The sequence below is a fragment of the Mycolicibacterium elephantis DSM 44368 genome, assembly GCF_004014805.1.
Lineage (GTDB): Bacteria > Actinomycetota > Actinomycetes > Mycobacteriales > Mycobacteriaceae > Mycobacterium > Mycobacterium elephantis.
In genome coordinates this window covers 18,442-40,767 of the sequence record NZ_ATDN01000023.1, presented here as the reverse complement: position 1 = coordinate 40,767, position 22,326 = coordinate 18,442, and the positions used below count along the sequence as shown (strand labels likewise).

Genomic DNA, 22,326 nt, shown 5'->3' with positions numbered 1-22,326 from the left:
GAACTTCAGGGATTGCACAAGATCACCCGCTGTCCGTTGAGCAAGATGTCAAGCGACTCCGGCAACCGCGCCTGGCCTCGTGAGCATGGCAGCGGCGCATCCGGTTCGGGCGGCAGTTGGACGTTGTCCCACATCACCGGGATCCGCTTGAAGGCATCGCTGTAGTCGTCGAAGACGGTGATCGCGCGGTCGATACCGTCGTCGATATTCGCCTGTCCTGGTTTGAATCCCATGTTGTGCAACAACCGAACAGCAGCAGAGGTAAAGCCCGGCCCATACAGTTCGGACTTACGGAACTCGTCCAGCACGGTCAGCGATGCATCGATCGGACGGTTGAGCCACTCCAGGACCTGAACCAGATCCGTTGAGTGCCCACCGAATGTTTCGGCCAGGCTGGACAGGTTGCGCATCAGCGCCGCCACCACCTCCTGGCGGTTGGAGACGAACTCGGTGAGCTTCCGAATGCTGTCGAGCATCGGTCCCAATCCGCTGCCGTCACCGGACAGAAACGACGCGACGTTTTCTGTGAAGATGTCGATGTCCTCCGGGCTCAGGGTGGCAAGCGCGGGCTCGAGCCCGTTGAACAGGGTGGTGATGTCGAACGAAGGCTGTGTCTGACTCAGCGGCACGTGGCTCACGACTCCCTGTCGCGACTCGCCCTCGGCCGGGTCGGCCACATCGATGTACCGCAGGCCGGTCAGTGCCTGGTACTTGACCGCGAGGCGGGTGTTGCTGACCACCGCGTAGTTCTTGTCGAGGCTCATCTTGACCAGGGCAATGCTCTGCCCGGCCTTGCGTTCCAGATCGATCGACGAGACCTTGCCGACCCGTACCCCGCGCACACGCACGTCCGAGTCGACGTGCAGACCCGACACGTCGGTGAACTCCGCGGTGTAGGAACGGATCTCGCTGGCCACCGGCTGCCGTAACACATTGACGATCACGATGAAGATGAGCGCCGCGACTGCGGCGGCCACTAGGAAGCGCCACAGCGCACCCAATGGTTTCATCACGGTCCTCCCAACGCATTGACGGGCGCCTGCACGCCGGGAAGGTTGTCGAGCAGGATGTGCACCTGCAGTGCACGCTGCTCCGGCGAACCGGCGTAAAGCTTTTCGAACCGCGTCCGCAGTTCCACCATCGCGTCGCCGATTCCGGCGGGTGCCACCAGGCCCGGAACGGTATCGCTGATGGTCTTGACGAGGTTCACGGCGGGCAACAGATCACTGGGGTGGGAGGACAGCAGCTTGCCGACCGCGCCGAAGAACGAGTTCGCGAGCAGGTCGAGCGTGGCCCGCGACCGGGTATCCCAGAACTCCTGCGATTGGGGATTTCCGGGAATCGGGACCTCGCCGGTGCCGGGCAGTGCCGCCTCGCCTGACACGTTGAACGTCACGAACCCGCTGCGCTGGTTGAATCCGTAGCCGGCAGCGGTCGCGGCGTCAACGAAGCCGGGGAAGGCCACGCTGATCCCGGTGGCGTTGCGGAGGAGTTGCTCGGTGCTGACCGTCTGCACCTTGGTGATCGCCCCCGCGGTCAACACCATCGTCTCGAGAAGCGGGTTAAGGGCGTCGGTATACCGGGTGGCCTTGTAGACGACGTCGATCAACTGGGGTGTCACCACTCCGTCGGTGATCTCCCCGAGACGGGAGAGCAGAGTCTGCAGTGTGAAGTTGCCCTTGGGCGCCACAGTGATCCGGCTGCCGTCACGCAGGGGTGAACCACCCTGTCCGGCAGACAGATTGATTCCCGTTACGCCGAAGTAGTTGGCCGGCCGGAAATCCACGACCATCGCATCTGTCAAGCTGGCGGTGGGTCCCGACTGCAGTTCGGTGTCCAGCCGCACCGCGCCGCCGGGCAGGTTCGACACCTTCGTGACCTGCCCGACCTCGACGCCGTGCAGCAGCAACGGCGTTCCCGCCTCGACCCCTTGGCCCACCCACGGCAGCACCAACTCCACGTCGAGCTGCCCTTTCGGGCGGCCGGCGAAGGGATTGAACGCAGCGAACAGCGCGACCGCCGTCACGCACAGCGTGAGCACTGTGCCGATGATGGCCAGCCGCCGCGCCTCGGCCTCCGCCGACATCCGGAACAACACCTTGCGACCCCTATCCCTTGAACACGAATTCCGGCCGCAGCCCCCACAGCAGGATGGTCGTGGCGAGGTCCAGCACCATGATGGTGACCAGGCTGGTGCGGATCGCCCGCCCGGACGCCTCACCGACGCCAACCGGCCCGCCTGCGGCGAAAAAGCCGTAGTAGCAATGGATAAGCGTCACCGCCGTGCAGTACACGACGGCCTTCAAGAGTGACTGAGCCACGTCCGTCACGGTCAGGAACTGCACGAAGTAGTGGTCGTAGGTGCCACCAGGCTGGCCGTAGATGATCTTGATCATCACGCTCGACGTGACGAAGCTGATCGCCAACGTGAGCAGGAATCCGGGAATGACACACAGCAGACCGCCGATCACCCGGGTTCCGACCACAAAGGGGATGGCGCGCAAGCCCATCGCCTCGGTGGCATCGATTTCGTCGGCGATCCGCATCGAACCGATCTCTGCGGTCATCCGGCATCCGGCCTGCGAGGCGAAGGCCACCCCCGCCACCAACGGGGCCATTTCGCGCACATTGCCCCAGCCCCCGATCACACCGGCCAGAGCGCCCAACCCGATGAGGTTGAGCGTGGCAAAGGCCTCGATCGCCACAATGGCGCCGACCGTCACACCCAGGATCCCCAGCACGCTGACGACACCGCCGTCGACGATGATCGAACCCCGCCCCCAGGCGAGATTGTTCATCACCACCATCGTTTCGCGGCGGTACTTCCGGATGGTGACCGGTAGCAACCAGAACGTCTGGGCCACGAACGTTAGCCACCGCCCGGCGCTCTGCATGGCCCGCACTAGTCCGTTGACGGGTGCCCGCAACAGGCGCAGAGGCTTCACCAGTGGCTTCGAGGGCACCGATGCGGTGTGCTGGGATAAGCCGGCCATCATGCCACCGCCATTGGGAAGAACATCGTCTGCAACTGCGTGATCGCGAGGTTCACCACGATGATCAGCAGCACGTTCAGCACCACCGAAGCGTTCACCGCATCCGCCACCCCGCGCGGACCGCCCTTCGCCTCCATCCCGCGCTGGCAGGACACGATCGCGACGATCGCCGCGAACACCAGACCCTTGCCCATGGTGAACCAGACGTCGACCATCTTGGCGAACGCCCCGAACGACAGCCAGAAGCTGCCCGGCGTCACGTCATTGACGACGGTCGCGATCAGGAATGCGGCCCCCACACCCATCGCGATGACGATCACGACCAGAATCGGGGTGATCAGCTGCAGCGCCAGAAACCGCGGCACCACAAATCGTCGCACCGGATCGACACCGAGACTTCGCAGTGCGTCAAGTTCCTCACGTATCGCCCGTGCACCGAAGTCAGAGGCGATCGCCGCAGCAGCTGCACCGCCCATCAACAGCCCTGCCGTGACGGGTGCGCCCTGACGAAGCACCGCGACGCCCGTGATGGAGCCGACCAGAGAGTTCGCACCGACCTCGTTGACCAGACCCGACACCTGCACCGCCACCATGGCCCCGAACGGAATGGCCATCAGAACTGCAGGCAGCGCAGTGACTTTCAGCAGGGTCCAGGCCTGGATGATGAGCTCACCGAACGGAAGTTTCAGCGTGAGTGTGTCGGTGACGGCGTACCGCAGCACCTTCGCAGCGAGGAGCACACCCCGCCCCGTGGTGGCCACGCTCGTCGACGGGATTGAGCCTGCTTTCGACGCCGCCCTGCTCGCGGCCTTGCCGAGTCCGTTCACCACCGCACGGGTCGAGGCCTGAAACCGGTCGGTCTGCGGACCTGCCGGATCCACTTCGACCGGCCGGCGATCCAAGACGGCGACGGCACCGCCGGGATGGGCGTCCGCCGCCTCGTCGTGAGCCAGTCCGGGCGCAGCCGACAAGAGCTGGCCCTGGAGTTCGTCGCGATCAGACTGGCCGGTCAACGGTCGTTCTCGTACTGGTCCGTCACCGATTCCATCTCTGCGCTCCTGCCTCCCGTTATGCCGTCGTTCTTCACCACCGATCCGGTCAGCTTACTTCTAATTAAAATTAAATTTGTCAGGTAAAAAAATTTGGCTACCACGGACCCGCCGGAAGCGCCGAAAACGCGGGTACCTGCTGGACTGTCCATAGGAGTCTCCCGTTCTCAGTGGGTTCTGAATTGTCTGGGGTCCGAATCTCAACTTCGTGGGCCGACATTCGCCGAAGCGACTTCTGTTAGCAGCGGCCCGGCCGACTCGGGGTGTGATGGTATGACGCGGGTCATAGTGAGTCAACCCGTGTGATCTGAGTTGCCGAAATCGGGCGGCCCAGCCGCCTTGAGCACCCGGCGCAAGCAACATCCCCAGCGTCCTGCGTCAAACAGCACTTGAATTTCGTTGAATTGGACTCAAATTGAGAACTTGCCTCACATCAGCCGAAACGACGCGTTATCGCAAGTCATCAGCGTCATCCTTGGACCGCGCCGACATCGAGATAGCTGGCAACCAGCCGTTCGAGGGCGTCGCGGAACATCCGATCGTCCCGACTGGCCGATATCAACTGGTCCTGCACCCGTTGAACCACCGGGGCCTCGACGCCTGAACGCGAGAAGTCGTTACCCCCACGGCCACGTCGTGAAGTCCGGTAGAGCGCACTGCCCAGGGCCAGGCTGAAAGCAGAGACGACAAGGGTTGCGGCGTCGTCTCCGGTGACGCCGCTGCGATGGAGAAGCGCCAGCACCTGATCGCCGATTCGAGTCGCCACCGGCCCGACAAGTGGCCGCTCGCCTGCAGCCCGCGCCAGCCCGGGGTGCACGAGCAGGAACTCGTAGAGCCCGCCGAAACAACGGAGCAGTTCGGGTACAACGTCCCCATCAGGGTCGACCAGTGGTACAACGCCCAACGATTCGTCGACGACGACGTCGATCAGCCCCGACTTGTCCGGCAGGTAGCGGTACAGCGCCATCGGAGTTACCCCCAACTCCTGTGAGACGCGGCGCATGCTGACCGCCTCGATGCCCTCGGCGTCAGCAATGTGAACCGCGGCACGCACGACCGCCTGACGGTTCAACCCCGCTCGCGCCATGCGTGCACCTCCAACTGGACGTCTCGCGGCCATGACCCGGTTGCGTCCGCCAAAGTATACGCCGTAGACTCCATTTTTATTCTTGATTCGAAACGTGACGGGAGTCGCAATGCAGCGTGACTTGATGTCGGATCTCACCAAGCCAACCCCGCTGCATATGACGTCGCCGGCCGAGGCGACCTGGAGTTCGATCAACCTCGCCGAGGCGGTTCCCGGTGTCATGACGCCCTTGACCGCCAGTGTCTGGGTACCGGCCAGCGAGCTGGGCCTTCGCGAACCCTTCGTGGCGATGGGAGCGCTGCCGCCCCATCGCCGGGGCATTCCGCAGGATCCAGCGGAGCACATCACCGGCGCCTTTTTCGGTCGCATGGCCGTTCGAGTGGACTTCCTATGCGAGATGGGCGATCTCATACCAGGCCACTCCGGCGAGGCGCTGGCCCGTGACTTCTTCGGATTCGTGCCGCCGGACTTCCACAGCCGTCCCTCCAACCGACGGCTGCCCTTCATCGCGGCGCGCTATCCCCGGACGCTGCTAACAATCGGGCGCAGGATCGACCGGTTGCGGGTTGACACCGCCACCTGGTGGGGGTGGGAGATCGCAGGCATGCACCTCAAGGACCTGGCGCATGCAAAGCGGACAGCTGCCGAGGCACGCGACCGGTTCTTCGATGCCCTTGCCGCTCAAGCTGTTATCTCCGCGACCGTCATCCAGCCCGTGCAGGATCAGCTGTCGAAACTGGCCGCGGCCGGCGGTGTCGACGCCGCCGCGCTGCTACGCGGCAGCTCCCACGAGGAGGGCGCAGTCCTCGAGGATCTGTGGGCCGCATCCCGTGACTCGCTCGATGAGGCGGAGTTCATCCGCAGGCACGGCTACCACGGCCCCGGGGAAGGTGAACTCGCCACGCGGGTCTGGCGGGAGGATCCCGAGGCCGTGCATGCGCTGGTGCAGCGATATCGCGCAAAACCCGACTCGGAATCGCCTCATGCCAACGCTTTTGACGGTCTGCGCCAGCGCGCCGAGGCCGAACGACGGCTCTTCTCCTCGCTGTCGCCTGCGGCCGCGGTCCGGGCCCGTCTGGTGCTCCGCCTGGCGCGTCGCTACATTCCGCTTCGCGGCACCGGCAAGGTCTCGTACTTGCAGTCCCTCGACGTACTGCGCGCCGCCGCCCGTCATATCGGCGCGATGCTGGTCGATGCCGGCCGACTGGCTGACCCCGAAGACGCGTTCTACCTCACCATCGACGAACTCACCGGCGACGTCGTCGCCGACGCCCGCACGGATCTCGCAACCCTGCTCAATGCACGACGCCTGGAGCGCCGCGGATACCAGGCCGTGGCCATCCCCAGTGCCTGGACAGGGCAACCGACACCGCAGCCGACGGGTACCTCTGATGCCACCGACGACAGCGAGACCGGCTTGCTGTCCGGAATCGGTGCGTGCGCAGGCGTTGTCGAAGGTCGGGCCGTTGTCGTGCACGATCCAGCCGAGGCCGACATCACCGACGGCGACATCCTGATCACGCATACCACCGATCCGTCCTGGGTGTCGCTGATGTTTCTCAGTGCCGGGCTCGTCGTCGACATCGGCGGTCTGATGAGCCACGCCGCCGTCGTCGCCCGCGAACTCGGCATCCCGTGCGTGATGAACACCAAGACCGGAACCACGGTGTTACGCACCGGCGACATCATCAGGGTCGACGGAGACGCCGGCACCGTACAGGTTTTGAAGTCCGCCCACCTGTCCACAGCGACCCTAGAAAGGACGTCTCGATGACCGAAACCCTTGCCGCCGAAGCCTCGCCGCACGCGGGCGGCATCGCTGCCTGGGGCCCGTTGGCCACCTCCATTCATGCCGATGCCGCGGGTCCGGACGATCCGATCTGGAAGGACAACGCGTACCTCTCGTTCTGGGATGTGGCCGGAGGTGTCTACGGCAGCATCCACGTCTCCACTTCTCCCAACGACGCCGAGGCGCGCCGCGCCCGGTTCTCGATCCAACTCGGCCCCAAGAGCGGTGCGGAAGCCGTCGAGATCATCGAGGACCTGCCCGCCGGTTCCTTCTCCAGTGAATCTCTGTCGTTCGAGCTCGATGGAACGATCCGCGTGGATCATCCCGACCTGAAGGTCTTCTTCGGCAATGCGCCGCTGTGGACGCCTGCCGACTTCAGCCTGAACGACTTGATCCCACCGCTCGTCCCAGGCAAGCCCCTCCAGCATTTCCAGCAGGCCTGTACGCTGCGCGGCACGGTCGAACACGCCGGAATTGAATATCGGGTCGACGCAACCGGGATGCGCGACCGCACTTGGGGTTTCCGCGACGAGGCCGCGCAGTGGATCGAGTATGCGGGCCTGGTCGGCGTCATCGACGGAGCGTTCCTGTCCGCGATGAAGTTCCTCGGAGCCGACGGATCGCTTCGTTCGGACGGCTACTGGGTCGATGACAACGGCGCCGTTCATATCACCGACATCCGCTTCCGGCGCAACGCCGCGGCCCAGTTCCTCGCCGGCACATTGACGTTGGCCGACGGCCGCACCAAGACCGTCACGATGGCGACTCGCGAGGCCAGCTTCTTCGTCCCGATGGGCCGCGAAACCGACGGGCCCGCCTTTGGCACTTACGACGACTTCATGACGCTGCGCTGCGGTGAATCCAGCGGCGCCGGCTTCGTCGAGCAGGGCGTTGTCCACCGCGTGCACTGAGAGCAGACAGGAACGATGATGGCTACACCGACAGATAACAAGGTGGATCTGGACCGGCTCCGGTTGCTCCGGACACTGCAACTGAAGGGCCTGGTACTCGCCGCCGATCTGCCCGCCTCGACCGGGCTGCCTCAGCCCCGGTGCACGGAGTTGATCGAGCAGTTCATCGCCTCCGGTTTCGTCGATGAAGTTCGCGGTCGGCTCAAGGTGACGGCCCAGGGCCGCGACCACCTCACCGATCAGCTCGACGCGGAGCGGCAGACGATCGACGGCCAGCAGATTGCAGCGCTATACGCCGAGTTCGGCTCCTTCAATGCCGAGCTGAAGGCCCTGATGACTCGCTGGCAGCTCAAGGACCCGGACACCCCGAACGACCACAACGACCCCGACTACGATCAGGCGATCATCGATGACCTTGCGACGCTCGATGTGAAATTCCGGGATCTCTTGGCGCGTATAGTCGCTGCCGCACCTCGCCTCGAGCACTATCCGGCTCGGTTCGGCAACGCAGTCGACCGGGTGGCTGCCGGTGACCATTCGTGGTTCGCCAAGCCGCTGGCCGACAGCTATCACACCGTGTGGTTCGAACTGCACGAGGACCTCATCGGCCTGGCGGGGCTCTCCCGTGCGGAAGAAGCCGCGGCTGGGAGGGCGGAGTGAGCGCACCGGCCCACAGCGTCACCCGACGGGTGCAACCGCTGCACGTGCACGGAGATCTCCCCCGCGAACTCATCGGCGGAAAGGCCTGGAGCATCCAGAGGATGCTGTCGCTGGGGATTCCCGTCCCCCCGGCCTTCGTGTTGACCACCGATGTATGCCGCGAATACCACCGCGCGGGCCGGAACCTCCCAGTCGAGCTCGACGCCGAGGTGAGATCCGCGATGGCGGAACTCGAGCGGCGCAGCGGTCGCGCCTTCAGGCAGGCAACAAAGCCCCTGCTGGTTTCGGTCCGCTCGGGCGCCGCGATCTCGATGCCCGGAATGATGGACACCGTCCTCAACCTTGGTATGACTCCGGCCGTCGAGGCCGCGCTGGCAGAGGAGACCAAAGACGCTGGTTACGCCGCCGACACTCACCATCGATTTCGCGAGCAGTTCGAAAAGGTCGTCGGCACAACACCGCCCGATGACCCGTGGGCGCAACTGGACTTGGCCATTCGCGCCGTGCTGGACTCCTGGCACTCGAAACGCGCTGTGACATATCGGCAGTCGCGCGGCATCTCCGATGAGGGCGCAACGGCCGTCACCATCCAGGCCATGGTATTCGGCAACCTTGACGATCAGTCGGGCACCGGAGTGCTCTTCACCCAGAACCCGCTGACGGGTGCGGCCGAGCCCTACGGCGAGTGGCTGCCCCGCGGACAGGGTGAGGATGTCGTCTCCGGCCGGGCGGATGCGCTGCACCTCGCCGACCTCGCCGAACAGATGCCGGCGGTGCACCGTGAGCTACTGGCCGCCGCCGCAACCCTCGAACGCGATGGCCGCGACGTCCAGGACATCGAGTTCACCGTGCAGAGCGGCACGCTCTGGCTGTTGCAAGCGCGGCCCGCCAAGCGGACACCCCGAGCCGCGCTTCGATGCGCGACACGGTTTCAACGCAACGGGCTGATCAGCATCGCCGAGGCGCTCGACCGAATTACCGCCGACCACGTACGCGCGCTGCTGCGGCCACAACTCGATCCTGGCGCCGTCGCCGAGTCACCTCCCGTGGCTGCCGGCAAATCGGCATGTCCCGGTATCGCCACCGGTGTCGTCGTCACCGATGCCGATGAGGCTGAACAACTCTCGGACGAAGGGCATCAGGTGGTCCTGGCGCGCCCCACAACCGACCCAGACGATGTCGCGGGCATGGCGGCGTCGGTAGCGGTCGTGAGCGAGATCGGGGGATCCACCTCGCACGCCGCCGTGGTATGCCGGGAGATGGCCGTGCCGTGCGTCGTCGGCTGCGGTGTCGACACCGTCACCGCACTGGCCGGTCAGGTCGTGACGGTGGACGCCGACGCGGGCACCGTCCACCTCGGTGAATTGCCGGTTCGATCACCGGACCCGAAGAACGATGAAGACCTCAACCTGGTGGAGCGTTGGCTGCGGGATGAACTGGGTGAGCCCGATCCCGCAGTCGATCTCGTGAGCCTTGTAACCCGACGCCAAGACCAGGATGGAGCCCGGTGACGACTCTCGAGGCCATGTTCGACTCCCTCAATACGACTGATTCTCGCCCGGACCAGACCTGGACCACCGGCAACGTCGCCGAGGCGTTCCCCGGCGTATTCACCACCTTTGGGTTCGATTTCGTCTTCACCGCAATGGAGATGGCGTTTCGGCGAATTTTTTACAACCTCGGCGTCTACTCGAAGCAAGAGCTGGTCGTACCCGCCCGCGCCGAGGACTGCTTCTGGGCGGTGTTCGAGGGTTGGGGCGCAGGCAACATCGACAAGTTCCGGGAGATCGCTAACCGCATGCCGGGCACCACCGCGAGCGCGGTCGAACAGCAATTGTTCGGGTTCGTCCGCCCGGGGACAGTCAACGAGAACAGCTTCCGCCGCTACCCCGCTATTCTCACGAAAGCACCTCGGTGGCTGGTCCGGACGCCGAAACGGCACGACACCATGTCCGCCGAGCTGCGCGGATGGCGGCTGGAGAAGCTCGCGCAGATCGCCGATATGGATGAACGCGCCTGCCTGGCAACGCTTGCGGACGCGCGGGTCAGGTTCGAGGACATCATGAGCATCCACATGGGCGTGGCGATGGTGAGCTCGTCTCTCGCCGAGAAGGTCGCCGCACTCGCAAAATCCGCCGACCGGCCCGGTCTGGAGGCGGCGCTGCTGTCGGGTGTCGGCTCGGACGAGAACGAGGTGGCCCACGACCTGTGGGCACTGGCCCATGAGCAGATCTCCTTGCGGGAGTTCACCGATCGGCACGGCTATCACGGCCCCAACGAGGGACAGCTGTCCGGAGTCACCTGGCGGGAAGACCCGGCACCGGTGCTTGCGCGCCTTGACGACTACCTCTCGATCAGCGCCGACAGTCCGCGTGCGCCCCGTAACCGCAGCGCCGCACAGGCCGCAACCCGGGCTGAGGCCCTTCAAGATCTGCTGGCCGCGACGCCACGGCTGAAGCGGCCCCTCGTCGCCGGGGTCGTCAAGCTCGCCACCCGTTATCTGGTGCTGCGCGAGCAGGGCAAGGCCGGTTATCTGCGGACCTTCGATGTGGCGCGAGCCGCGGCCCGCCGGATGGGCACGCTGCTGGCCGAACGCGGGCTGATCGCCGACCCCGATGACATCTTTCACCTGCGCTATCAGGGGCTCGTGGCCGGGATCCACACAGATCAGCGGGACCTCGTCGCGGCGCGGGCCGCGGAATACCAACAGCGCCAGGCGATTCGACTGCCGAAGTCGTGGTCCGGGCAACCTCCGATACTCAAGACCGCCGACGAGGACCGCACACCCCTCAGCCCCGGTGAGGTGCTCACCGGGGTGGCGGCCAGCGGCGGCGTCACCGAGGGACGGGCCCGGGTGGTGCGGAATCCCGACGCGGTAGAGCTCGACGAGGGTGACATCCTCGTGTGCGAGACGACCGACCCGGCGTGGGTGCCGCTGTTCCTGGTGGCCGGGGCCGTGGTCACCGACCACGGTGGGCTACTCAGCCACGGCCCGATCGTCGCGCGTGAGATCGGCATCCCCTGCGTATGCGGCACCGAGGTGGGCAGTCGCCGCATCCCCGACGGCCAATTGATCAGGGTTGACGGCGACCGCGGCACCGTCGAAATCCTGCACAGCTCGCCCGCAGTGACATCATGACAACACGTCTCGGCGCGTACTTGATCGCCGGTCGGGTGGTGTCTCATCCACCGTCGAACCCGCCCGACACCGTCACCACCGAGACGGCGGCGCGAACAGTCGTGAAGGGAATCGACGATGGTGTCGAGGCCGAAAGCCTGGGCTTCGCCAACGTCTACCTCTCCGAACGGTGGAACCTCAAGGAAGCAGGTGTCGTCCTCGGCGCAATCGGCGCCCGAACGAGCCGGGTCGGGCTCGGCACCGGTCTGGTGTCGCCGGCGCGGCGCCACGTACTGCACATGGCTGCACTGGGCGCAACGATGCACGCCGCATTCGGTCCGAGGTTCCTTCTGGGTCTGGGCCGCGGGGACCACGCCTACCTCCGGTACGAAGGGCTGCGCACCGCCGGCTTCGACGCAATCGTGGATTACGTCAAGATCCTGCGCCGGTTGTGGGCCGGCGAAACGGTGACCTACGACGGCCCGGCGGGCAGGTACCGCAACATCAAGCTCGGCGACACCTACCAGGGCCCCGCGCCGAAGGTGCTGTACGGAACGTTCGGCATGCCCAAGGCAGCTGCCGCGGTGGCCGAAGCCTTCGACGGTGTGATCCTGCCGCCCATGATGCCTCCGGAAGCATCCGCCGCCGCGGTGACGCGGCTACGCGGAGCGTGCCAGACCGCCGGCCGTGATCCGGGCTCGCTGCATATAGTCCAATGTGTCGTTACCGCACCGGATCTGAGCGAGGAAGAGACCCGGGCGCTGGCGCATGCCCGTGCGGTGACCTATCTGCAGGCACCCGAGTACGGCATGGCACTGGCAAGGGTCAACGGCTGGGACTTCGCCCCTGTTGAACGGCTGCGGGCGGCGCTGGCCGAAACCTTGAGCGCCAGGGGCGATGAGCTCGCCGATACCGCGTTTCACCGGATCCAACTGCTGGAAGCCGCCGACCTGGTGCCCGACGAGTGGATGTCCGCGTCATGCGCGTTGGGTACCGCGGCACAGTGCGCCGCCAAGCTCCGCGAGTTCGCCGCCGCCGGTGTCGACGAGATCGCAACGTACGGAAGCACTCCGCGACAAAATGCCGGACTGCTCGCCGCCTGGACAAGCAACCTGTAGGTAGCCGATCATGACGATCGATCTGCACGCCCCGAATCCGATGCACTGCGAGTCCGGGCCCAACGATGCCTGGTCGACTATCAACACACGGGAGAACTACCAGGGTGTAATGAGCCCGTTGGGCGCCACTCTGTGGCTGCCGGTCAGCGATTTGGCCGTCAATGGCACCTTCTACGACCTCGGCGTGTTGCGCCGAAGCGAAGTGACCGCGGGCCGGACGCCGGAGGAATCGTCGTCGTCGGTGTTCTACGGCCGATACACCGCCAGCATCAACTACTTCCGCCGCATCAGCGACCTGATTCCCGGTCAATCCGGTGCGGCGTTCGAGGAGCAGGTCTTCGGCTCGTCCCGGGAAGGCGCGCCGGACACCTCCTCCCGGCGGCGGTATCACGTAGTGGCCGTCAAGGCGCCGCTGGCTGTCGTCACTCTGCCGCGGCGCATCCGGCGGATGTCGCGGGATCTGGACGCCTGGTGGCGGTTCAGCACCTCGGATCGGGGCATGGCCCGGCCGTTCGAGACTCGGATCAGCCAAGCGCTGAAGAATCTTGAATACGCCATGCGCGTGCACGTGGCAGGCACATTCGTCGCCCAGGCCGTCTTTGACGCACTGGGCGGTCTCGCCGAGTCCGCGGGCCGGCCCGGATTGCACCTCGAGTTGTCCACCGGCTATGGCCAGATGGTTGAGACCGCGCTGGTGGCGGCACTTAACGACGTCGCACTCGGACGGCTGTCGATGCCGGAGTTCCTGGCGGAGTACGGCTTTCGCTGTGCCGGGGAGATCGAGGTGTCCAACCCGTCGTGGCGCGAACGCCCCGATCTCGTCCAGCGGATGGTCGACAAGTACCGAACCGCCCCGCAACGCCAGGATCCCGCTGCGACCGCCATGGCTCGGGCTCAGGTCCGCCAGCAGGCCGAACACGACCTGTTGACCGCGCTACCAAGATGGAAGCGGCTCCTTGGACGGCTGCTGATCCGATTGGCCGCCACTTACATTCCGTTGCGGGAGGAGGGAAAGGCCGCACTGGCCAAGGGTTTCGACGCGGCCCGCGCGGCCTGTGCCGCTCGGGGCGCGGAGTTGGCGGCGAGTGGCGTCATCGACGACCCACGCGACGTCTACTACCTCACCATCGACGAGATCCGCGGCACGCCACTGGCAAACGCGCGCGAGCTGGTGGCGCAGCGCCGAGAGCTGCGCGCGGCCTACGAACAGATCGATGTCCCCGACGCGTGGGTGGGGCCACCGGTTCCGGTGGCCCTGACGAAGACGGGCGACCGTGACGCCGTGACGGTGTCGGGTGTGGCGGGGGCCCATGGTGTCGCTGAGGGCTTCGCCCGGGTGCTGGCCTCAGCCGACGACCTGGACGACCTGGAGCCCGATGAGATCCTGGTCTGCCGTACCACCGACCCGTCGTGGGCCTCGGCATTCCATCTGGCTGCCGGCGCGGTGATCGATATCGGCTCGACGGCGTCGCACGGCGCGATCGTGGCCCGCGAGATGGGCATCCCCTGCGTGATCGGGACCGGCGACGGCACCCGCGTGCTGCAAACCGGTGACCTCATCCGCGTCGACGGCGGCGCGGGCGAGGTGACGGTGCTCGAGCGGGCACGAGCCTCCGAAAACGCCAGTTAGTGCGCCCGGCCGTTCACCGTTCCTCGGGTGAGGGCAACATCGACGGCCGGTAGTCCCGCTCGATCACGCCGTAACCGACGGCGCCGTCGGGGGCGACGGCGCGCACCGTGCTCTGCGTGATGATCAGCGGATCCGGTTGACTGACAAGGTCTGCGCCAATGATGGCTTCGTTGGGCGCCAAGAAGGTCATCGTGTAGCCGTGCAGCCACTCGGCACGCAGCCGATAGGGCCCTGTCTTCCGGGCCATCGTGATCGACATCTGACGTGGCTGATGGATCTGGAACGACTCCAGCCCGGTCACCCGTAGATCGAATCCCGTCTCGGATACCCCGTGTTCGTGCACGCTGAAGACTCGGTGGTCGACGGTTCCGTCAACCCGCCAATTCACCAAACCGTTCGCCACCCGGGCGGATTCGGGAAACACCAAGACGAAGAAGTTGAGACCGCCCAGACGGCTGACATCGCGAATTCCACTGGAATGATCGCGGTGCGCCACCCCGTGCAGACCGTATCGGGAGCCGCCGGTGCGCAGTTCGCCGTCGGCGTGGAAGCCCTGGGTGTGGTGAAACGACGCCCAGGACAGCTCGCCGATCCGCGGTTCGGGGGCACCGAGCGCACGGGCCATGTCCCACACCGGCGCGGCGGCCGTCAGCTCGATGTCGAACGCGAACGCCTGCGCAGGCCCGGCACCGGCCGGGGCGGCGGACATGGCGTGCAGATCGGTGATCTCACCTGCACCGTCGAACCGTAACCGCCAGCGCCGCAACGGTTCTACACAGGTCACCTGCAGGTTCCCGGTCGCCGGGCCGCGGTCGTCGCTCGCCCGCCCCCACGACCGGTCGACCAGCAACCTGCCGTCGGGCAGCATGGCGATCGTCTGCGCCCACCACAGGTCGAGGTCATCGGGCCAGCGGCCGGCGTGAACAAAGACGCCGACGTTCTCCTCGGCCGACCAGACGTGGAAGTACATGGTCTCGCTCCACCCCGGCTGGTCGGCGGGGGGAACGTGCAGCAGGTCGTCGGCGCCGTCCACCGCGAACGGGTTGTCACCCGTCCGGAACCGAGTCGGCTGGGTCTCTGGGACCGGGGTCATGGCCACAGCTTCTCACGCTGCGGTACAAGGCCTTTCACCCAGGGCCCGGCAGCGAGGCTCAGCCCGGCAACAGGTAGCTGGGCAGGTCCGCGTACGACGTGCCGATGAGTCCCAGCCAGTTGAACGGCAGGTGGTAGACGAACACCAGCGTCACCATGCAGAACCCGAGCACCGCGAAGTTGCGGACGTGCGGCTGCAGCGACGGCCGCCACCGTTCCACGCCGACCTCGATCGGCGAGGCGCCGACCGGACGCTCGTCGGCCTCGATCCGCGCCCAGGTGAACACGCAGCCCACGAACGCGACCAGGATCGACTCGTAGATCGGGAACTGGTGCACCTCGCCGGCCCACAGTGTCAGCGGCTCATAGGTTTTCGCGAACGCGTAGGCGTGGGTGGTCCTGATGACGATGTTCTCGACGATGAAGTCGAACAGGAACTCGAAGATGAAGATGAAAACGAACAGGCGGAACTTGCTGATGTTCGGCCAGCGCCGCCGCACCCGCTTGGCCTCGTGACACGCCACGATCGCCACACCCGCGCAGAAGTAGATGTACATCGGCGGGCCCCAGATCAGCGACTCCGCATAGCGGGTGGGGGCATCCGGATTGTGGAAGGGCAGGAAGCGAACCCACACGCCGCGGTTGACGTTGGCGCTGTTCCACGCGAACAGGTACTGCTGCACGTTGAGGAACGCGTCGGCGACGAAGCAGATGATGCCGCCGATGACGAACTTCCCGTCGAGGCCTATCCGGCCGGTCTCGCGCAGCGGCTTGATGACGCAGTACCAGACGAAGGCCGCCATCACCGCGAGGCTGATCGCCTCGAACACCCGCAGGGCGATCAGCCGCCAGTCCTCCATGACGTCTGGACCGATGTGCGGTGCGGGGGTGAAATCCTCACCCGAGGTGACCCAGCGTGCGATGACGTACACGCACACGACGAACCAAACGACACCGATCAGCGCCAGGAACGTGGCCGGGCCCTGCCGGCCGAGAGGGGGTGGGTCGGGTCGGTCCTGCGGTTTGCCGACCTCGCCCGCTGGCCGCGCGGTCAGAGACATCTGCGTCCTTCTGGTCACAAATTGGTCAATGTGTATACGATGTGGGCATGATGTCCACGTCCGCTGTTGTTTGTCAATAGCCGCGACAGCCGTCCGGCTGTCCGCGGTAATCTGCCAAGGTGACGCAACCCACGCGCGCGGAGGTTCGTCGTCGCATCCTGGATGCGGCGCGTAATCTTCTGCGCTCCAAGGGTATTCGCAGCGTGACGATGACGGAGGTTGGTCGCGTCGCGGGTTGCAGCCGGCAGCTGGTCTACAAAGTGTTCTTCGATCGCCGGGAGCTGCTGCTGGCGGCCGTCATCGACCGCATCCTCGAGATCGCCGACGACGCGGCGGCGGGCACCACCGTTCCGGGTGAGGCTTTCCACGAGGCGTTCGTCGAGCTGTCGGTCAGGATCATCGAGGCGCTGCGCAACGATCCCGAGCTGACAGCGCTGTGGGGAGACGGCAGCCCGATAACGGCCCACGAGGCGCTGTGGACGCCCGAGCTGACCGAACGAGCGCTGCAGTTCTGGCGTCCGTGGCTGGACTACGGCCGCAGCCACGGACTGCTGCGCAACGACTTGTCCAACGAAGAGCTCGCCGACTGGCTGCACACGGTTTACGCGTCGATCATCCTGCGCCGGAACATCCCACAGCAGCAGGAGCGATCGCTGATCGAGCGTTTCGTGATGACCTCGCTGACGATGGCCACCACCCCACCCCAGTCTTGACACGGCGCTACCCGCCTCCCAGTATTGACTTTAACATAAAATAAAAAAGCTATTCGTAAGGATCCCAATGTCGTCCCCGTCGAAAGAGGTCGTTTTGAGCACCGCAACGCAGGCCCCCCGTGAAGCAGACGTCGTCGTGGTCGGTTCCGGCCACAACGGGCTGGTCGCGGCGGCGTATCTGGCCAAGGCAGGACTCGATGTGCTGGTTGTCGAGGCGGCGCCCACTCCCGGCGGTATGACGTCGACGAACCCCTTTGAACCGGAAGCCCCGGGCTTCACGCTCAACGAGGCGTCGATTCAGGCTTCGCTGTTCCGCACCACCACGATCAACGACGATCTCGAGCTGTCGACTCGTTATGGGTTGCGCCAGACCGTCATTGACCCGGCCCACTTCCAGCTCGCCGCGGACGGCAGCTCGCTGGGCCTGTGGCGGGATCCGCGCAAGACCGCAGCCGAGCTGGAGTACTTCTCCAAGAAGGACGCCCGTGCCCTTCTCGAGCTCTACGAGGTGATCGATGCCGCGGTCGCGATGGGTCTGCCGATGATGCAGACCAACGTCATGCAGCCCGACATCAAGGCGATACTCACGGCCGCCAAGGGGGTGGTCAAGAATCGCAGGCACCTCATCGCACTTGGGCGTTGGATGTCGAGTTCACAGGTCGAGGCGGTCGAGGAGAGCTTCGAGCACGACATGATCCGCGCGCCGCTGTTGACCTCGCTGCCGTTCATGCCGTTCGATGCGGATCTGTCGGGGTGGTCGCTGATCTATCTCGGCGTGCTCTCCAAGTACGGCGTCGCCATGTTCCACGGCGGCACCGGGTCGTTGCCCAAGGCGTTGATCGCGGTGCTCAAGGACAACGGCGGCGACATCATCACCAGTTCCCCCGTGGAGCAACTCCTCATCGAGAACGCGCGATGCACGGGCGTTCGGGTCCGCGGTGGCGAGGAGATCCGGGCTCGCCGCGGGGTCCTGACCGCGTGCAGCCCGAGAACCACCTTGACCCGCCTGCTGCCCCGCGGCGTTCTCGAGCACAAGAAACAGGTTGCCGCCGACCATATCCCGACCCGGAAGCGCGGCATTGCCGACGCCAAGATCAACGTGGCCCTGTCCGGACGCATCGACATGTCCAAGCACGAGAAGTGGCGCGGCGACGGCATCGACCTGCGCATCGCCTGCAACTGCTACCACACCTACGAGCAGGCCAAGGCCGCCGCGCGCGCTTGCGTCAGGGGGAAGGTACCCGACGCCATTCCCGGCCTCGCACAGGTGACGAACGCGTTCGACCCGTCGATGTCACCGCAGGGCAAGGATCTTTGGTGGTTCTGGACCGGCCTGACCCCCTCGTTTCCCGAGGACGGGTGGGACGTCGCGCGCAAGCAGATCACCGACAGCATCATCAAGGACGCCGACGAGTACTACAAAGGCGTGGAGGATCTGCAGGTGGCAGTGCGGCCGCTGGTCCTGCCCGACATCGAGGAGCGGTTCTGGGCCATCGACGGTTCGGTCTACCACGTCGATCCCACGATCAGCCGCTTCGGGCCGAACAAACCCGTTGCCGGTTTCGCCGGCTACCGCACCCCCGTCGAGGGACTGTTCCTCACCGGGTCGGGCACACACCCCGTCGCGGGCATCAGCGGCATGCCCGGCCAGAACGCCGCCAGGACGATGCTCAAGCAATTCCGGCTGGAGGACAAGGGCGGACGCCTGGGCGCCCTCAAGGATCGACTCCGGCGCGAGCGCAGGCGGGCGGCACTGGTCGACGACCCCTATTCGTCCGGGCCGAACGATCCTTTCCCGGGCCAAGAGTGACGCAGCGTCGCTTCGGCCCTTACGCCCACGACGTGTGATCGGGTGATGGCCAAGAAGTTCAGCGCATTCTCCGCGAACGGCGAGAGCGGTGATTCGAAGTCACACCGCACCCGTGTTCGGATCCTGGACGCCGCCGCACATGTGCTCAGCGTCAAGGGTTTTGCGGGTACCCGGTTGACGGATGTCGCCGAGTACGCGCAACTACAGGCACCGGCGATCTATTACTACTTTTCGTCGCGGGAAGACCTCATCGAGGAGGTCATGTACAGCGGTATCAGCGATATGCGACGACGCCTGGAGCAGAAGCTCGACGAGCTGCCGCCTGATGCCACGGCCATGGACAGGATCATGGCCGCGGTGGATTCGCATCTGCGGCACGAACTGGAGCTGTCCGATTACACCACCGCGTCGATCCGCAACTCCGGTCAGATTCCCGAACACCTGGGCGCCCGGCAGAAGAGGGAGGAAGCGGTCTATGGCCGTATCTGGCAGCGCCTGTTCGCCGATGCGATCGCCGACGGCGAGCTCCGAGCCGACGTGGATCCTCGGATAACCCGGCTGCTCGTGATCGGCGCCCTCAACTGGGCCGCCGAGTGGTGGGATCCGAGTCGAGGCACGGTAGACGGCGTCGTGAGAACGGCTCAGATACTGGTACGGACCGGCCTCGGTGCCGATCGGTCCGAATAGGCGGTTGCCACAACGGTTTTCGATAGCCGGTTGCTCACCTGTAGAGAGTACCGTGCCACATGGCCACCAGCGGCCCGACGGCGCCCTCTTCGTCGACCAGCGACGGCTCCACACCAAGACCCGCCGCGTACAGGACCCGCTCGGTGCCCCAGAAGAGCACCGCGGCCAACGCCCGACTCGACTCCGAGGAGGCGATCTTGCCCGCCGCGCGCTCGCGCTCGATCTCCTCGGCGCCGGCACTGATGAAACGTTCCGCGATCTGTAGCCAGAGCGCATTCAGCTCCGGGTTCGAGTGCCAATGATGAGCCGCGGCCTGCAGGACGCTGCGATGGCGGTGCCACGCCGAGGTGACTGCCCGGATGCTGCGTTCGAGGGCCTCCTCGGGCGAGTCCTCCTCCGCGCGGCTGAGAAAGGGTTGAACCGTCTCGAAGATGTCGCTCATCGCGCGCTCGAGCAATGCGCTCAGGACCGAGAACTTGGAGGCGAAATAGAAGTAGAAGGTCGTTCTTGAGACCTTCGACTCGGCCAGGATGTCGGCCACGCTGATCTCGTCGAAGGTTCTCTGGCCGAGCAGCCCCAGCGTGGCGGTAAGGATCTGATCTACCGGCCGCACGCCCTCTGTTTCCACCGACCTGAACCGCTTGGCGTAGCGGCGAGAGGTCTCGGTCATGTCCCCGACCATACTTCCCGGGCGGTCCCACCCGCCGGGCCGGTACCGCGTTTAATCTGAATTCGAATTGGGTGTACATAGTGTACGGACATTGTGTTAATGTGAGCCAGTCCACATGTGGTCGTGATTGACAGATCGCGCCACCGACGCGCGTTTGCGCAGGTGATGCCCGGCCACTGTTTCTCTGAGGAGGTCATACGCGATGGATCGGATACTCGCCACCAGTTGGTGGCCGTTGGTCAGCGACGAGCAGGGGTGGCCGCCCCAGATGCAGCCGGCGCCCGGCCACTTCGAGGCCAGCCTCACCGCCGAGATCGTGTTCTTCTTCATCGCCGGCGCCGCGGTGGTCATCTTCGCCACCCCGTGGGCGATCCGGGCCGCGGTGCGCGCCAAGAACTACATTCCGCTGATCGTGCTCGGCAGCGGCCTGATCTGCAGCCTGCTGGAACCGATGCTGGACCTGCTCGGCCATCTGCACTGGGCCAGCAACCTCACGCCCGCGTTCACCAACTTCGGTATCACGGTGCCTGCACTGATCCCGCTGTGTTACGTGGCCTTCCTCGGGTTGGAGGCCTACTTCTGTTACTTCGTCATCCGCAACGGCGCTCACCGCAATGTGTTCTTCATGCTGCTCGGCCTGGGTATCGCCACCGACGCGTTGATGGAGACCATCGGCATCAACCTCGGCGTGTACCTCTATTACGGCGTGCAGCCCTACGAGTTCCTCGGCTTCCCGTATTGGTGGGGCTTCATCAACGGCGGTTCGTTCGTCACGGTCGGCGCGGTCTTGGCGTTCGCGGTGCCGCGTCTGCAAGGCTGGAGCAAGCTGCTCCTGCTGCTGGCCGCACCGTTCGGCATGATGGTGGCCTACTTCGGGGTCGGATCCATCCACATCCTGGCCCTCAACTCGACCATGCCCGTGTGGATGCGCTGGGTGGCGACCACGATCATGATGGCGATGATGGTCGGTTGGATGGTCGTCCTGCACCGCCTCGTCGGGCGACCCGACCATCTGCCCGCGCCGCGCTGGACGCTGTGGCGGGTCTTCCTCTACGGCAAGTTCACGCCCAGCCGTACCACTCGAATGAATTTGTGGCAGAAGATGTGTGAAGAGGGCGGCGTCAAGCCCGGTGATGGTATTCCGACCAATCCCGAGGATCCGTCGCAGGCGCTCATCGTCGGGCCGACCTTCATCGGCAACGCGGCCAACCAGGCCCGTACCCCACAACCGGTTACGGTCTAGGTCGCACGCAATCGGGCCGACGGCAACGTCTCTGGCGTTGTCGTCGGCCCGATTTGCGTCGCCTCAGGCCTCGCTACCCGGGTGGTACCGCTTGACGAGGTGCAGGGTGTTCTCGTCGGTGTGGTGCATCTCGCCGCCGATGGCGCTCAGCCGCAACTGCAGATCAGACTTGTAGCTGAAGGTGCCGTCGTCGTTGAACGTGAAACTGCTGGTGAAGCCCTTGATCTCAGCGCGGTCGAGCAGGTAGCGATTCTGTAGCACCCCGTAACAAGGGTCGCCGGGTGTCGCGTTGAAATGCAGGGTGCGGTCGCCGACCGCGGCGTCGCTGCCGGCCAGGATCGCGATGCCCCGGCCGAACACCACGTTGCGAATCACCTGTCCGTTGGCCTTGTCCCAGAGCAGGAAACCGATTTCGTCGTGGAAGGGGTCCATGGCCTCCTCGCCGTGCCGCCAGGCCGTCATCGAGTAGTTGAGCCCCCAGAGCACCTGTTGGCCGTTCTCCTGGATCGGGATCGGTTTGAAGACGGCCGTCTCGAAATAGGTTGTCTCGCCGGTGACGTCGTCGTTGTTGTGATAGCTCAGGTCGACGCCACCGTTGCCCTCCCACTCGCCTACCAGCGGGGTCAGCGGCCCGAGTTTCTGCGGGCCCCGGACGGCGGTGCGGTCGAGAATTTGTGTCATCTGCGATGCTCCGT

Annotated in this window: 20 protein-coding genes; 11 read left to right on the top strand and 9 right to left on the bottom strand. The window is 65.4% G+C overall.

Translation table 11 applies throughout. The features are described 5' to 3' along the window. Positions 1 to 5: 5 nt before the first annotated feature. From MELE44368_RS16265 to MELE44368_RS16245, 5 genes are all read right to left on the bottom strand, one after another. Positions 6 to 1,013, bottom strand: a complete 1,008-nt coding sequence (locus MELE44368_RS16265; protein WP_128109418.1) for an MlaD family protein — start codon at positions 1,011 to 1,013, stop codon at positions 6 to 8. Then, positions 1,010 to 2,086: an MlaD family protein gene (locus tag MELE44368_RS16260; RefSeq protein WP_128109417.1), complete on the bottom strand. Its 1,077-nt coding sequence runs from the start codon at positions 2,084 to 2,086 to the stop codon at positions 1,010 to 1,012. Before MELE44368_RS16260 ends, MELE44368_RS16265 begins: the two co-directional genes overlap by 4 nt. A 22-nt stretch (positions 2,087 to 2,108) precedes the next feature. After that, the gene (locus MELE44368_RS16255) at positions 2,109 to 2,993 is read right to left on the bottom strand and encodes an ABC transporter permease (protein ID WP_409366132.1); all 885 of its coding nucleotides are present in this window, start codon (positions 2,991 to 2,993) and stop codon (positions 2,109 to 2,111) included. After that, entirely contained in the window at positions 2,993 to 3,823 is an 831-nt protein-coding gene (locus MELE44368_RS16250; RefSeq protein ID WP_241566665.1) for an MlaE family ABC transporter permease, read from the bottom strand. The genes MELE44368_RS16255 and MELE44368_RS16250 overlap by 1 nt, the downstream gene beginning before the upstream one ends. A 688-nt stretch (positions 3,824 to 4,511) precedes the next feature. After that, complete coding sequence (locus tag MELE44368_RS16245; RefSeq protein WP_128109416.1) at positions 4,512 to 5,129, bottom strand: TetR/AcrR family transcriptional regulator; 618 nt, start codon at positions 5,127 to 5,129, stop codon at positions 4,512 to 4,514. Between the two features lie 220 nt (positions 5,130 to 5,349). On the opposite strand from MELE44368_RS16245, the gene MELE44368_RS16240 reads away from it, so the two are divergent. From MELE44368_RS16240 to MELE44368_RS16210, 7 genes are all read left to right on the top strand, one after another. Then, on the top strand, positions 5,350 to 6,903 hold the full coding sequence (locus tag MELE44368_RS16240) for a PEP-utilizing enzyme (protein ID WP_128109574.1): 1,554 nt from the start codon (positions 5,350 to 5,352) through the stop codon (positions 6,901 to 6,903). Continuing rightward, positions 6,900 to 7,829, top strand: coding sequence for a DUF7064 domain-containing protein (locus tag MELE44368_RS16235; protein WP_128109415.1), 930 nt, complete (start codon positions 6,900 to 6,902; stop codon positions 7,827 to 7,829). The genes MELE44368_RS16240 and MELE44368_RS16235 overlap by 4 nt, the downstream gene beginning before the upstream one ends. 150 nt (positions 7,830 to 7,979) lie before the next feature. Next, positions 7,980 to 8,489 (top strand): hypothetical protein, encoded by a 510-nt coding sequence (locus tag MELE44368_RS16230; protein WP_241566652.1) that lies wholly within the window; start codon positions 7,980 to 7,982, stop codon positions 8,487 to 8,489. Then, complete coding sequence (locus MELE44368_RS16225; protein ID WP_128109414.1) at positions 8,486 to 10,000, top strand: pyruvate, phosphate dikinase; 1,515 nt, start codon at positions 8,486 to 8,488, stop codon at positions 9,998 to 10,000. The genes MELE44368_RS16230 and MELE44368_RS16225 overlap by 4 nt, the downstream gene beginning before the upstream one ends. Beyond that, the gene (locus MELE44368_RS16220; protein WP_241566651.1) at positions 9,997 to 11,628 is read left to right on the top strand and encodes a PEP-utilizing enzyme; all 1,632 of its coding nucleotides are present in this window, start codon (positions 9,997 to 9,999) and stop codon (positions 11,626 to 11,628) included. Before MELE44368_RS16225 ends, MELE44368_RS16220 begins: the two co-directional genes overlap by 4 nt. After that, entirely contained in the window at positions 11,625 to 12,725 is a 1,101-nt protein-coding gene (locus MELE44368_RS16215; RefSeq protein WP_164890125.1) for a TIGR03857 family LLM class F420-dependent oxidoreductase, read from the top strand. Before MELE44368_RS16220 ends, MELE44368_RS16215 begins: the two co-directional genes overlap by 4 nt. A 10-nt stretch (positions 12,726 to 12,735) precedes the next feature. After that, on the top strand, positions 12,736 to 14,355 hold the full coding sequence (locus tag MELE44368_RS16210; RefSeq protein ID WP_128109413.1) for a PEP-utilizing enzyme: 1,620 nt from the start codon (positions 12,736 to 12,738) through the stop codon (positions 14,353 to 14,355). 13 nt (positions 14,356 to 14,368) lie between these two features. Here MELE44368_RS16210 and MELE44368_RS16205 read toward each other — a convergent pair whose 3' ends face one another. After that, complete coding sequence (locus MELE44368_RS16205) at positions 14,369 to 15,448, bottom strand: DUF7064 domain-containing protein (protein ID WP_128109412.1); 1,080 nt, start codon at positions 15,446 to 15,448, stop codon at positions 14,369 to 14,371. 58 nt (positions 15,449 to 15,506) lie between these two features. Then, positions 15,507 to 16,508, bottom strand: coding sequence for a spirocyclase AveC family protein (locus tag MELE44368_RS16200; RefSeq protein WP_128109411.1), 1,002 nt, complete (start codon positions 16,506 to 16,508; stop codon positions 15,507 to 15,509). Between the two features lie 119 nt (positions 16,509 to 16,627). Here MELE44368_RS16200 and MELE44368_RS16195 point away from each other — a divergent pair, with 119 nt between their 5' ends. The 3 genes from MELE44368_RS16195 to MELE44368_RS16185 all read left to right on the top strand — a co-directional run bounded on the left by MELE44368_RS16195 (position 16,628) and on the right by MELE44368_RS16185 (position 19,718). Further along, on the top strand, positions 16,628 to 17,221 hold the full coding sequence (locus MELE44368_RS16195) for a TetR/AcrR family transcriptional regulator (protein WP_128109410.1): 594 nt from the start codon (positions 16,628 to 16,630) through the stop codon (positions 17,219 to 17,221). A 94-nt stretch (positions 17,222 to 17,315) separates the two neighbouring features. Beyond that, positions 17,316 to 19,031, top strand: a complete 1,716-nt coding sequence (locus MELE44368_RS16190) for a phytoene desaturase family protein (protein WP_409366131.1) — start codon at positions 17,316 to 17,318, stop codon at positions 19,029 to 19,031. A 45-nt stretch (positions 19,032 to 19,076) separates the two neighbouring features. Further along, the gene (locus tag MELE44368_RS16185) at positions 19,077 to 19,718 is read left to right on the top strand and encodes a TetR/AcrR family transcriptional regulator (RefSeq protein ID WP_128109408.1); all 642 of its coding nucleotides are present in this window, start codon (positions 19,077 to 19,079) and stop codon (positions 19,716 to 19,718) included. Positions 19,719 to 19,752: 34 nt separating this feature from the next. On the opposite strand, the gene MELE44368_RS16180 is transcribed toward MELE44368_RS16185, so the two are convergent. Continuing rightward, on the bottom strand, positions 19,753 to 20,388 hold the full coding sequence (locus MELE44368_RS16180) for a TetR/AcrR family transcriptional regulator (RefSeq protein ID WP_128109407.1): 636 nt from the start codon (positions 20,386 to 20,388) through the stop codon (positions 19,753 to 19,755). A 202-nt stretch (positions 20,389 to 20,590) separates the two neighbouring features. On the opposite strand from MELE44368_RS16180, the gene MELE44368_RS16175 reads away from it, so the two are divergent. Continuing rightward, positions 20,591 to 21,631, top strand: coding sequence for a hypothetical protein (locus MELE44368_RS16175; protein WP_128109406.1), 1,041 nt, complete (start codon positions 20,591 to 20,593; stop codon positions 21,629 to 21,631). A 63-nt stretch (positions 21,632 to 21,694) separates the two neighbouring features. Here the strand turns inward: MELE44368_RS16175 and MELE44368_RS16170 are convergent, their stop codons facing one another. Further along, positions 21,695 to 22,312 carry a heme-binding beta-barrel domain-containing protein gene (locus MELE44368_RS16170; protein ID WP_128109405.1) on the bottom strand — a complete coding sequence of 206 codons (618 nt, stop codon included), beginning with the start codon at positions 22,310 to 22,312 and terminating at the stop codon, positions 21,695 to 21,697. Positions 22,313 to 22,326: the final 14 nt, after the last annotated feature.